Annotated in this window: 17 protein-coding genes; 10 read left to right on the forward strand and 7 right to left on the reverse strand. The window is 30.0% G+C overall.

Annotated features, from left to right (window positions below; all coding sequences use genetic code 11):
* Positions 1–35: 35 nt before the first annotated feature.
* Positions 36–530, forward strand: coding sequence for a dual specificity protein phosphatase 23 (locus K5783_RS08005; RefSeq protein WP_109877544.1), 495 nt, complete (start codon positions 36–38; stop codon positions 528–530).
* A gap of 1 nt (position 531) precedes the next feature.
* On the opposite strand, the gene K5783_RS08010 is transcribed toward K5783_RS08005, so the two are convergent.
* The 4 genes from K5783_RS08010 to K5783_RS08025 all read right to left on the reverse strand — a co-directional run bounded on the left by K5783_RS08010 (position 532) and on the right by K5783_RS08025 (position 3,421).
* The gene (locus K5783_RS08010; protein WP_297473576.1) at positions 532–678 is read right to left on the reverse strand and encodes a hypothetical protein; all 147 of its coding nucleotides are present in this window, start codon (positions 676–678) and stop codon (positions 532–534) included.
* A gap of 10 nt (positions 679–688) precedes the next feature.
* Positions 689–841 (reverse strand): hypothetical protein, encoded by a 153-nt coding sequence (locus K5783_RS08015; RefSeq protein ID WP_200829110.1) that lies wholly within the window; start codon positions 839–841, stop codon positions 689–691.
* Between the two features lie 30 nt (positions 842–871).
* Entirely contained in the window at positions 872–1,408 is a 537-nt protein-coding gene (locus tag K5783_RS08020; protein ID WP_109877543.1) for a hypothetical protein, read from the reverse strand.
* Between the two features lie 210 nt (positions 1,409–1,618).
* On the reverse strand, positions 1,619–3,421 hold the full coding sequence (locus K5783_RS08025) for an AAA family ATPase (protein ID WP_297473580.1): 1,803 nt from the start codon (positions 3,419–3,421) through the stop codon (positions 1,619–1,621).
* Positions 3,422–3,675: 254 nt separating this feature from the next.
* Between K5783_RS08025 and K5783_RS08030 the strand changes: the two genes are divergently transcribed.
* Positions 3,676–4,602 carry a hypothetical protein gene (locus K5783_RS08030; protein ID WP_297473581.1) on the forward strand — a complete coding sequence of 309 codons (927 nt, stop codon included), beginning with the start codon at positions 3,676–3,678 and terminating at the stop codon, positions 4,600–4,602.
* A gap of 390 nt (positions 4,603–4,992) precedes the next feature.
* On the opposite strand, the gene K5783_RS08035 is transcribed toward K5783_RS08030, so the two are convergent.
* Both K5783_RS08035 and K5783_RS08040 read right to left on the reverse strand, forming a co-directional pair.
* On the reverse strand, positions 4,993–5,445 hold the full coding sequence (locus K5783_RS08035; RefSeq protein WP_297473582.1) for a hypothetical protein: 453 nt from the start codon (positions 5,443–5,445) through the stop codon (positions 4,993–4,995).
* 129 nt (positions 5,446–5,574) lie between these two features.
* Entirely contained in the window at positions 5,575–5,850 is a 276-nt protein-coding gene (locus tag K5783_RS08040) for a hypothetical protein (RefSeq protein ID WP_297473583.1), read from the reverse strand.
* A 94-nt stretch (positions 5,851–5,944) separates the two neighbouring features.
* On the opposite strand from K5783_RS08040, the gene K5783_RS08045 reads away from it, so the two are divergent.
* The 3 genes from K5783_RS08045 (at position 5,945) to K5783_RS08055 (ending at position 6,730) form a co-directional block, all read left to right on the forward strand.
* The gene (locus tag K5783_RS08045) at positions 5,945–6,133 is read left to right on the forward strand and encodes a hypothetical protein (RefSeq protein ID WP_297473584.1); all 189 of its coding nucleotides are present in this window, start codon (positions 5,945–5,947) and stop codon (positions 6,131–6,133) included.
* Entirely contained in the window at positions 6,111–6,302 is a 192-nt protein-coding gene (locus K5783_RS08050) for a hypothetical protein (protein ID WP_297473585.1), read from the forward strand. Before K5783_RS08045 ends, K5783_RS08050 begins: the two co-directional genes overlap by 23 nt.
* 197 nt (positions 6,303–6,499) lie before the next feature.
* Positions 6,500–6,730: a hypothetical protein gene (locus K5783_RS08055; RefSeq protein WP_297473586.1), complete on the forward strand. Its 231-nt coding sequence runs from the start codon at positions 6,500–6,502 to the stop codon at positions 6,728–6,730.
* An 8-nt stretch (positions 6,731–6,738) separates the two neighbouring features.
* Here K5783_RS08055 and K5783_RS08060 read toward each other — a convergent pair whose 3' ends face one another.
* Complete coding sequence (locus tag K5783_RS08060; RefSeq protein ID WP_297473589.1) at positions 6,739–6,996, reverse strand: hypothetical protein; 258 nt, start codon at positions 6,994–6,996, stop codon at positions 6,739–6,741.
* Positions 6,997–7,079: 83 nt separating this feature from the next.
* Here K5783_RS08060 and K5783_RS08065 point away from each other — a divergent pair, with 83 nt between their 5' ends.
* The 5 genes from K5783_RS08065 to K5783_RS08085 all read left to right on the forward strand — a co-directional run bounded on the left by K5783_RS08065 (position 7,080) and on the right by K5783_RS08085 (position 12,651).
* On the forward strand, positions 7,080–7,535 hold the full coding sequence (locus K5783_RS08065) for a hypothetical protein (protein WP_297473590.1): 456 nt from the start codon (positions 7,080–7,082) through the stop codon (positions 7,533–7,535).
* 52 nt (positions 7,536–7,587) lie between these two features.
* Positions 7,588–7,941 (forward strand): hypothetical protein, encoded by a 354-nt coding sequence (locus K5783_RS08070; protein WP_297473591.1) that lies wholly within the window; start codon positions 7,588–7,590, stop codon positions 7,939–7,941.
* Between the two features lie 806 nt (positions 7,942–8,747).
* Entirely contained in the window at positions 8,748–10,085 is a 1,338-nt protein-coding gene (locus K5783_RS08075; RefSeq protein WP_297473593.1) for a hypothetical protein, read from the forward strand.
* A 375-nt stretch (positions 10,086–10,460) separates the two neighbouring features.
* Complete coding sequence (locus K5783_RS08080) at positions 10,461–11,243, forward strand: hypothetical protein (protein WP_297473594.1); 783 nt, start codon at positions 10,461–10,463, stop codon at positions 11,241–11,243.
* A gap of 211 nt (positions 11,244–11,454) precedes the next feature.
* Positions 11,455–12,651: a hypothetical protein gene (locus tag K5783_RS08085; protein WP_297473595.1), complete on the forward strand. Its 1,197-nt coding sequence runs from the start codon at positions 11,455–11,457 to the stop codon at positions 12,649–12,651.
* Positions 12,652–12,714: the final 63 nt, after the last annotated feature.

A 12,714-nucleotide genomic window follows, 5' to 3' on the forward strand; every position in this document is an offset into this window, starting at 1 on the left:
CAATGCTAAAAATACAGCAAATTACATTGCATAGTATGAGTAAACCTGGGAATCTTTGGAGAAAAGTTCATGGCAGAATTACAAAAAAACCTACAAACTTTTCTTGGTTAATTGAAGAAAAATTAGCCGGTTCAGGAATTCCTACTAGTTTTGATGAATTTAATTGGCTTTTAGATCAAGGAGTAAAATCAATTGTTACTATGACTGAGAATGCTTTACCTGATAATTGGATACAAGATATTGGTTATCTACATGTTCCAACTCCCGATCTTACTGCTCCTGATATGGATAAAATAGATCTGGCAGTAGATTTTATTCATGAGCAAATTAAAAACAATCAATCTGTAATGGTTCATTGTGCTGCTGGAATGGGAAGAGCAGGGACAATTCTTGCATGTTATTTTGTAAAATATAAAAATTTCACAGCAAACGATGCAATTAAAAAAATACGTGATGAAAGACCTGGATCTATTCAATCTGAAGTGCAAGAACTAGCTATTGGTTTTTATGAAAAACATGTGAGAAACTAGTTTAAACAAATTCAGAAACTAATTTTCCATCTACAACTTTAATTTTCAAAGTTTTATTTTCTTGGAAAATCAAAGTAAGACCTCCATCTGAATCAGGATCTTCAACTTTTACAAGTTCTAACATTTTGATTGCATCAAATTTTTCCATTCATATCCACCTATTCTGGAATTGATACGGTCTCAATTTTTCCATCAACTGCCTTGATAAACAAAAACCTGTTGTCTTTTAAGATAAAGGTAATTCCATCTTCTTTATCTGGTTCTTCAACTTCAAGAACTGGTTGTCCTAACAGACCATCGTATTTTGCCATACTAATTACCCAAAAAAGTTCCTTATATCCCTAATTGATGATTATTTCAATTTCGCCGGAGCCGTTCTTAATACTGCCTGTTTCTGTATAGTCATGTTTTTGCCATGACGCAAATGCTTCAGCACTAATCTTATGCTTTCCTTTTCCCAAATCTGATGCTTTGAAAACAAATTTTTCATCAAAGTCAAAAAGCTCTTGTCTTACTTCTTCTTCAGTTAGCCTGATAAATGGCTCAAAATTTTTGGCTACTTGAACCCAAATTCTTCTATCTTTCATTGGATTGACAAGTTTAGGATTTCTTGTCCAAAATATAGATGCCTTTCTGTAAGTATCAATAGTCCGCCCCAATTCCTTCTTTCTGAATCCACCTGATGTCAATTTTACCCCATATTTCATCTTGAATGAAACATCATTATTGTTGTAGGCTTTAGTCCAATTTGCTTCATTGAAGGCATTTCTGAGGTCTCCTTCAACTGAAAATTGGACATTAATCACTACATTTTCATCAGATGAGTACTCATCCTTGGAATTTACTAGTTTTATATCTGAAATCCTACTTTCTCCCATTCTTACCGCTCATAATGATTTCTCTACCCCTATTATTTTATGTATACCACATTTTTGAAGAGATTCAAACCTATCCTTAAAACCAATGAAAATGGCTTTGTTGGGAGTTTTTTTTATGAATAAATACAAAGTTCACGCCTAAAATTAATTTTAAAATAATTCAGATCGATGAAATATTTTGTATAAATACAACCGAATTTGTATCTTAATTTAATTAGATTTCAATTGTTCAAATATTGCAAGAAAATTGTTTATGGTAGTCTCCTGCAGAGATGTAATCTCGCCAGTTTCAATTTTTTCTAAGAATTGTTTTGAAAGTAATGTTTTACTCAGAGTGTTATTTTTTGAAGTACAAAATTTCTCAAAATCTGATTTTTCAAACATATCTTCAATAGACTGCCCATTATCTCCAACTATGATGATTTTCTCTTTTAGGCCATCATTTTCAAGTTTTTTACGAGTTTGTTTGGTACCTTTCTCATCCAATAATATTTTGTAATCCAAATTATATCCTATGAAAAATGATGCTAATAATGATACCTTAGATTCTCCAACACATGGGATCAATGCAATATCATCTGGAAATTTATACTCAGAAAGTATCTTTTCGATTAGTTTTTTTATTCCTATTAAATAATAATAATCACTTACACCTTCTACGATGATATTTTTCTTCTTAGAAAATCCAATCCCTTGTGATAAATCTAATCCAATTGATGCAATTATTGGAGCAATAGTTTCTATATCTGCATCTTTATTGAATTGATTTTCTAGAGTAGTTATTTTGTCAGAATTTTTGTTAACTAATCTAACACGATTTAATTTGCTAGGGTCAATTAAATAAGGAGAATGTGTAGAAAAGATAATTTGATTGTTCTCATCCGAAAGATCTTCTAATCTATTTAGAACATTTTGTTGAGCTGTTGAATGAAGATATAATCCTGGTTCATCGATTAGAATAAGATTGTCTTGTGTTGGTACACCTTCAGAAAATAATCTTGCTAGAAAGCACATGAACCATTGAATACCTTTACTTCTTTGAGAGGGTTTGAAAGGAAATTCTTTACCTTGATCTCTTACAAAAAACGTCAATTTAGGCTCATCATAGCTTATTTCAATTTCAATTGGATCCTGATCCCAAAATTTTCCAAAGATATCGCTAGAAATCTTTGTTGCCTTATTGGTAACTTTTGCACGATGTTGTCTATCAGGATTCTTTAACTCTTCTAAATCTAATTCAGAAAGAGTGACAAAATCTCTTACAATACTAAGTTTATTCTCATCGTTGCATTCGTTTATTGCATCTGTAAGATCAATTTCAGCAGGTAATCTATCTTCAAATGAATTAAAGTATATTGTATTTGGAATTAGATTTTCAAATATTTCCTCTAATATGGATAATTCTTTTGCAGGATGTGCTAATTTAGGTAATAATTCTAATGCGGAAGCAATCTGAGGACTTGTGATTTTTGGACCATAAACACCAGGATTTTGTTGGATTTGAGTTTGCATATTGCTTAATTGTGTTGTGTTTTGATTGATAACCTCCATTTCAAAATTATCAATTTTTTTTACTGGAAGATCTCCTGAACCAAGTTCTTTCATTTCATGAATTATTGCATTAAAAGAACTTCTTGCGTCCTTTGATTCTTCAATAATTGCATTTTTTAATTTTTCATACAACTCACCTGAAAACTCATAATCTTTTGATGGAGTTGTTTTTACTTTTATTTCATATGATGTAATTGCATAATGTATTTCAAATTTTTCAGCAGCTATAGAAACTTCAGAGTTACTTAGCTCAAAGGTACAAGTTATAGAAACATCGCCCTTTTCTGCAAAATGAGGTATGTCATCATCATTGAATCTTGTTCTAATTCTACTCAATGCTAAAAGAATGGATGTCTTTCCAGATTCATTTTTTCCTGCAAGGACAGTTATTTTTGGAGATAATTGACATTTGAGATGTTTTATAGATCTAAAATTTTTAATTTCAAAACTCTTTAACTTCATATTTTTTCATGAATAATTTCACATAAAAAAACTTGGTTAACAGAAAATCAACTATGGATAAAATGTAAAAAAAGTATGGATCAAAAATCTATACATAATTTTTAAAATTTAGGAATAATATAGATCAATTTATTCTGAATAATTGATCGCAATTAATCATAATTTTACAGGAATTTTGTTTGTATGAAAACAAAACTCAATTTTTAGCAAAATTAAACGATTGCTTATACTGAAGCAATTGTTCATATTTGTAGATGAGACAGGCATATACTCGAGAATTAGATTTACGAGCAAAAACTGATTACAATAGTGCAAAAAAATTACTTGAACAAACTGATGATTTTGGAAACATCCTTTTCTTATTTCAACAAAGTTATGAAAAGATCCTAAAATCCGTTTTTGTGTATTGTGAATGTGTAGTATTTAATCGAGATTTTGATGAATTATTGAAAGATAAAAAAATTAAACTCACTCATAGTCATACGGTAGAGGCAGAGTTAATTCAAACAATCCTACCAAAATTATTGAAAAATTATAAGAAAACTGTAGAAATTTTAGATGAAAAACTAGCTAAAAACCTAACTAAAAATAAATTTTCAATAGGAAATCTTGTAGATTTAATTGGTTACATGTCTATTGCACCAAAATATACAGAGTTAATCCAATTTTTAGCAGATATCAAAACCGTTGGTAGAAAAACTACAAATTGGAATTTCAATACTACAACAAACGAAGAACGATATCAATTATGGCTAGATTTCTTAAATCAAATTCAATCAGATAGATTTGAAATTCAAAAATTTTATGAAAAATTTAATGAAGGTTATATCAAATATGAAGAAAAAATTGAGAAAAATGTTAACAAACCTAATGAATTTAAAAAAAGAGTAAAGAATGCTACAATGTTTTTAGTATTTGCAATTGCATTAGCACCAATTGCACTAGCTCCTAATTATTCACGATATCCAATTGAAATTGCACGATTCAAAAATTTGAAACTATTTTACAAAGGAAAAAAATCAACTCTGAGAAATGGATTACAATCCATTGAACAAATATTGGAATTTTTAATTCAACATGGTGATGATTTTAACTCATTGATTTTAGCCCATAAGAAAATCCAAAACAAAAGTGCAAAATGGAAGAAAAGAGAAAATAGAATAATCAAAAAAACTTTTTGATATTTTGATAACATTACTAGTTATCACTAAGTGTTGCCTTTTTGATAGATTTCATTGGAAAGATTGGAAGTCTAAGATCTCCCTTAATCTGTCAAAAATGAAGAAACTGCATTACATTTTGGACAATGATAGAAGCCTTTGTGGATTTTACGAGAACGTTTTCCTCGAATAAATGAGAAATAACCCCCTTCAAACGAATCCTCTATGACATCTTTAACATCAATCAAATTAATATCGTAATAATTACAGTTCTTGCAAGCAATCTTGTACCTACTGTGGAAATCTTCCCAGTTTATTGCGGCCAAAATTGGTGCCTAAATTAGATTAAATTTGAATTCCTATGAAAAAAATTCTAGATTTGTCTTTAGTTTACACTAAAACTTCTAGAATTTATGCAAAAGCAACTGGTAAGTCTCTATTTCCACCAAATTGTTGGCTGAATAGAGTAATTATAAAAACAAAAAAGTAAAGCTCAATGAGAATTAATTTTCCAATTGTTGCAAAAACCTGTTTTAATTTATTATAAATTTCAAGAAATTCTTTTTTGCTAGCAAATGAACGTAAAAAATAATCAATTAACTCCTTTTTGAAATTAAATTTACCGGATGTATTGGCTTTATGTTCATGATAATAATCTACATCAGGACGAGCTAATTGCTGAAAATAAGATTTTCCAAAAAATGTGATCCACTTATCCATTGAATCAAAAGATGATTGTAATTGATAATGGTATGAAGAGTCATTTACAGCTCTACCAACAATTTGAGATTGAGAAAGATCTTCAAAGAATATCGGATTGATTGGTTTTATTTGAAATGTGGGTGCTTTGATAGATATGACCACACTATGTTAAAACAGTTTTATCATAAAAAGATATTGTTATGAACTCTACCACTAAACTGATCGTTGAATTACGATCATTTTGATTAGAGGTTATTTCATAATAACCTGAATAACAGTATGATCTTAAAATTATAGTGAATATGGATCTTTTCTGAGATTGTTTAAGACAAAACTTCTAATCTTTGATGCTGCATAATCAGCAACTGATTCTTCAGTACCTCTCCTAACTAATTTGGCTACATGTCTAATGTTTGAATTTGTAGAATATTGTGCTTTGTCTGAAACAAGAAGTGAAATTATTTGCCATGCTAATTTGTTGTTATTTCCTTGAGAGTCTTTTTCAGGTAATGAATTCAGTTTTGTTCTAACCAATTCACTCAAATCTCTTATTGGTGCTTTTTTCATTAGTTTGTATAATTTATTATAATATAAAAATCTGCCTGCAGATTTATAAATCTGGGGTATATTTATAATAGATCACTATGGATCTTCTTTCATCTTGGTTCGAGTAAACTGTTCAGATATCAACCAAGTTTGTTGGGCATGGGTTTCAGAATATGCCAAGCGTAAAAGAATCAAAAGATGTGAGGCATTAGAAAAGATCATTGAAGATCATATTCGATTTACTAATTTTATTCATGAAACAAAAACAAGGGAGGAAGAAGATGGGAAGAAAAAGAAAAAATGATGATTGGATGAATGATCTATTCAAATTAGGATTGGGAGTTTTAGCAATATCATTTTTAGCAAAGCTTTCTGAAAATAATCAACAAATTACAGTATGTCCTTACTGTAATACACAAATTGGAAAGTGGGCAAGAGCATGTCCTAATTGTAGAAACAATTTAGGATTGTAATGTATTGATTTGATTTTAATAATGAACATATTCTAATCTCTAACTTACAAGACTAATTTTCTCCAAAATATTTTATGTATTGTCCAATACACTTCTGCGATCTAATAGATCAATTTTGATATCTAAGTAAACCATGCCTACTTCCTAAATTCCACACGGGAGTAAGTATGAAATACGTTATATAGTATTTCAGAAAAATGCCAATTGTAACTATGGCACGTTCAAAATCAATTAAGAGATCCGGTAAACATGGAAAAAGAATTTTTGCACATGGCTTTCATATGATTTCAATTCCAGGAATATTAGGAGGTTTTGGCATTGTTAGTTTTCCTTTATCAAGCATAACAGACTATGGTATGATTTTTGGTCCAATGGGTTTTGTTGCTGCAGTAATTGAAGTCGCAGGAAAAAAATACAAGTGGTTTTGATAATTAATTTAAAATAATTTTTCTAAAATTTTATGTCCTTCTTTTGTTAGTTCATACAGTCTTCCTTTCTTCAACTTTGGAGTAAGACAAACAACCAACTTCTTTTCAACTAACTCGTTTAGTGTATTGGATACATGACTTGGATAAAGTTTGGTCTTCTCCGAAATCATTGAAGGAGTTAATGCTTTATCCTGTAAGGAAAGCATCACTTTTTTGCGATATTCTGAGGCCAAAACAAAGCCAAGTAGGTAAGAATCATTAGTCAAGTAGCTATCTAGTAGCTAATCTGTAACTCTAGTTTTAGGCAATATTACAGGTTATATACGATTTATTTACAATATTTTACATAATGGGCAATCTCAAAATGGGTGTAATTGGGATAGGTGTAATTTTTCTAATTTCAATAATTGGGGCAGTTATTTGGACTGTATATGATATGACTGATCCTGAATACAAACAAGACTATAGAAAAATAGAAGAAAAAAATCAAGCAGAAAAACTAGTTAGAAATTATCAAGGCATTGACAACCAAGGAGATTCTATTGAAAATGTCATTTACACTTTAATGCTAATTTCATATCCTGATGCAATTGAGCAAGTAGAAAAAGAAGAAATAGTAAACTATTGGGATGTTATAAAATCATCACCAAATGATGAAGATTCAATATATGAAGTGAGTTATTATTTTAGCTCTCCAAAAGAGGAATTTACATACTTGTGGAATGTTGATATGGATACAAATGAGATAATTCCTCAAAATCAAGGAGCAAAAGATCTCATAAATGCAGTTAATACATTTGAATAAAAATTCATAAAAAATTTTATTTTAAATAGAAGTTAATGTATTATTATAAACTATGAGCAAAAAGATAGGAATTACAACTATTGTTGTAGTCATGATCTTGTTTTTTGCTCTTGGAAGCACTCCTGATGAGACAGTAACTGATACAAATTCTGCAATAAAGAATGCAAAGCAAAATGTTGCCACTGATGTTGTCATTGATGCAGGAGGACAAGCAATAGATCAGACAGGCAAACTAGCAGTTGATTCAGCATGTAAAAATGGCCCTTCTCAAGGATGTACTACTGCTACTAACTCTGTTAATCTAATTGGAATTGCATTTGCAATAATGATACTTGGAATAATTATTGTTGCAATCTATGGTGTTGCAAGATTCATTTTATCTATGTTAGAATCTCTTTTTAACTAAATTTTAAATTCCATAGTGATTTTTTCCTTTGAAAATAATTCATTAGTTTGATCTAATATCCATCCTGACATATCCCACATCATCTTAATCATTGGAATGAATAACGCCAAACAAATAGTCAGGATTGACCATAACCAATAAGGGGACTCTTGGAACAAAAGGACTATTGAGACTATCCAAAATATAAGGGAAACCATGCCTGATTTACTCATAATATTATTACAAATTGAGCCTAGATGAACCATTGAGCCCTAAATTTGTGGATAAACCATATCAAATCTGCAAACTTCAGAGAGAGACATTAAGAAATTTCAGAAAAGACCGGAAAACCTTATTCCCTCTAACGAGATTTGAGCATTTGTTCTGAAATAGAGCTACGGTAATTTCGATATGGATCCAGGTTTTCAAATGTTTTGGATTTGATAACTTCATTAGAAAATTTTTCTAAGTTTTTGTAGTGTTTATCATCTGATATGCATTATAACCTTGATGAGTCTGATATGTGTGAGATATGCTAACAGCTGTTGTAGACATTATATTTTTAAGCAATTATAATCAATGTAGCTTATTCTAAGTAATCTTAGAAAATATACTCTACGGAGTTTATTCTCTACAGGGAAAATAAAATAATCACGAGGTGATTTAATTGTTTAAAAACCAAAAAATAACTCCCTACTTACTGGAGGGATATCTAATACTATCACTTGATTCTGAATGGATAAAACTATTCAATCAGATACCAAGTTTTAGTATGTTTATTGACGATAGTCAAAGACTTCATCTAATCTCAGATGAGGCGATAAACCTTGACAAGAGAAAATAGCAAACCGATAATCTCTAAAGTCAAGGGAAAGGTTGGAACAAAACTGTATGTAGAATCAGTTTTGGTTGATAACAAACCTGCATTTATTGTAAAAAATCTCAGCACAGAAAAGATTGAGATCAAATATACAATAGAGCAAGATTGTTGTACATTACGACCTTTGACAAAAGGAGAGTGTGGATACATTCCATATTCGTATGACAGAAAAATACTGGATGAATTGATTTCATCTGAAATTACAACTGAAGAGGCACTAGATGAAATTCTAAAGCAGATTGACAAGTTCATAGACTTGCCAAAAAGAGAAAAGATTCTGATTCTAGGCGATATCCTCTTGACTTATTCGCTTGAATGGGTATCCACACTGCATTATCCGTTTTTTGTTGGTGATAATGAGTCTGGCAAGAGTTCTGTCCTTCATCTGGGAAGATATCTCAATTACAGATGTATGATGAGTGAGGATTTGCCTCATGCAAACATCTACAACTTTTTGGGAGAAGATGAAGAGGCTACAGGCACAATTTGTGAGGATGAGGCCCAATTTTTAGACAAAGATGGGGATAAGATTCGAACCTACAAGAGCTCATACTCTAGTGGTTCATCAAAACCTAGAGTTGTTACTCTCCAAAGCAGAAAGTTCCAAGTCTACTACAAGACGTATTGTGCCAAGTGGTTTGCTGGAGAAAAACTTCCCCGAGACAAGGGATTCATGGAAAGATTGGCCATAGTCAACATGGTTAAAGGAAATCCTAAGAGTAACATAAAGAGGTTAAAATCTAGGGAAATTTCCCAACTACAAAAACTACGCAATATGTTGTTGATTTGGAAGATTCAAAGAGTTGGAAAGAACCAAGATTCCTTCAAAACAGATCTTACAGGAAGAAACCAAGAACTATGGGAGGACTTTCTCAGTGTTTTTCAGAATACAAAGTTCTATGGACAAGCAGAAAATGTTGTCAAACATTATGTCAATCAGAGACATGATTCCATAAAGAACAGTCTAGAGGCAACGATTTTCAAAATTCTCATTGAGAATATTAATGAAAAAAAGGAAATCGAATCCAAAGCCTTTTGGATTATTCTTACAACAGACAATATTCATCTTCCAGGACGATTAGATACTTGGAGTTCTAGAAAGTTTTATCCTGATGAGTTTGATGTGACTTTATCTCCAAATTCACTATCAAACTTGTTGGAAGATAAGTTTCAGGGCACAAAGATGTCTAGAGTAAAAACAGTTGATGGTAAACAAAGAAAAACAACTGTTTATTGTTTTGATGAGAAAACAATTGAAACTCTAAAAACAAAATACAATATTTAGTATTACAGGGTAGTTATAGTGTTGACTATGACTACCTTGACATCTTTTTTAAAATAATATGATAATTAATTTAATTTTATTATTAATTATTAAGTTGTGTTATACATGTGGTCAACGTGATAATGTTATTTTTATGCAGAAAAACTTGCTAAATATTATTACTTAGTTTAGGAATGAATTTTTAGATTTTGTAAATATCTGAAAGATGAGATTTGCTATATTTTTACTATCAGGGAATATTTGTGAATATTTAGCCATAATTATGACAAATTGGTGCCTAAATATCCATTATTACTAAATAATTATTATCATATTTTAATAGATTATAATTTTTTACAATTAAAGGCTAAATACAACTTATGAACATATGAAATCATGAAAAATTATTTATTTTTATTATCAATTCTTACTTTAGGAATTTTTGTAGTATTTTCCCCTCAAATGATTGATGCTGCTGAGACATTAGATGTAAAATCAATGAAAAAAATCATAAAGACTGATAAATTAGAAAAAATTAGTTTCTATCAAAAATTGAAACTTGGAATTCCTGTACATTCCATTGATTGTAAAAATCCAGAACATGTTAAAATAGAAAGATCGAATGGAAAATTTGCGTGTGTATCTGAAACCACTCAACAAACAATTGGATTTTGGGGTGGTTTGGGAAAAGCAGCAAGATGTGCATTAGAACCATTTTTACAAGGTTGTTTTGATGATGATGCTGATACCACACTTTCTCCAATTAATTCAGATTTTGGTGAACCTTGTACTACTAGATTAGGCTCTTGTTTATCATATGCCACTGAAGATCCAAATGTTGTGTTGTATTGTGATACTAGTATTGGTGCTGAAGGTAGAGATAGCAATGAAGGATTATGTCAAGCAAAAGAAATTCTTGGTTGTACTGGATTCACATCTCATACTAGAGATATATCACAAAACACTTGTACAGGATGTTATTCTCCTTGGAGCTACTTGAATTCTGATGGAAGATGTATGGTGCCTCCTATTGAATGTCCATTTGGAGATAAAATAGTTGAGAATGAAGATGGGGAATATAGTTGTGAGCCTCAATTATTTGATACTGGTCCAAGAATGGCAAAATCTTTACACGAATATCTTGCAGATAGAAACATAATTTTTATGTGGAGGAGATAACTATACAAGAAAAATTATTCTAATTAAAACTTCATCATATTTTTTCTAACATCATATTTGATCTTAAAATTATATTTTGAATCTTATTTTCAATTCAAACAAAAATCTTTTTTAAATATAATTTTCTAGAAACTATGTGAAATATGAATATATGATATTATTCAGTTTGCTCTTTTTACTAATTTTTACACATGAAATTTATGCAGAAAACGTGCCTAATCTCACTAAAACTAAGGAAAATATTTCCATCATCTCCTTTATTCCATATTGGGATACTCAAGAGATTAATCTTGGATTAATTAATTTGGGGAATGGCTCAGCGTACATTACAAACACAATTCAATCTGATTTAACACTAAAACAAGAGGTAAGCTTTTCCCAACTATCAACTACAATTGATAAATCCAAAATTGCAATCTCAACAGTGCCTGTCTCAATTGATGCATTTGGGGGAACAGAAAATATTCAATGGATTCTATATGAAAAAAAATATGATGAGGGAACATATACAGGAATTTTAATTGTTAATGGAACCAATTTCAAACCAATTTCAACTAATATCAATGTCAGCTATGTTGTTTCACCATGGTTCATGGTACTAATGACAATGATAGGGATTTTAATTGCAATATGTCTTGGAATGTGGTATTCTGAAAAAGAGGCCAAACGTAGAATAAATAAAGAATATTTAGATTCATTAGATACTGTACTTCATGTAAATAAAATAATTTTTGAACTTAACACAATAAAACAAAATATTGATAGTATGAAATGGAGAGATATTACAAAGATTGCCCAAAAACATATTGATGCAATTAAATTAAAAATGCAAGAAGTAAAACTAAACAAGGAAAATGAAAATGTTAAATGGTTTGAAAAAATACATAATGGATTAATTATAAATTGTTGTGATGGAGAAGGAATTGTTGGTAGTAATAGATCAATTAAACTATTGAACATTGATGAATTTTTTGAATTAATTGAAAAGAAATTTCCAATGTTTTCTGTTTCTTTTAAAGAACATACAAACAAAGAAGGATTTTCTAAAGAGACTCAAGATGAAATAGAAGGACAAAAATTTGTAGGGTTTCTAAAAGATTTTGAAAAAACTAAACAAAAAGAAAAATTAGACTTTGCTGAAAAATTATCTAATGAAACTCCTGCAGAGAGAGAATACAAGATTATTAAACTTCGACAAGAAATTAATAAAAAAAATATAAACAAAAGTAAATGGGCCTATTTTTCTGGAACTGCCATCTTTACCAGTTTAGCCTCAATTTTTGTACTTGATAGTTTTGTTGGTCCCTTATGGCTAAACATAATCATAGGCATAATTACTGGATTTTCAGTTTACAGAACACAAGATTTTGCCAAAATCTTCAAACCTGACTCAATTGATAAAAAATAAGCAATTTCTAAAAAATTAGTTGTAATGAAATGATCAATTTTTATCAAACAACTCATAAAATGT

Origin of the sequence: Nitrosopumilus sp. (genome assembly GCF_025699125.1) — an archaeon.
In the GTDB taxonomy this organism is placed as follows: Archaea; Thermoproteota; Nitrososphaeria; order Nitrososphaerales; family Nitrosopumilaceae; genus Nitrosopumilus.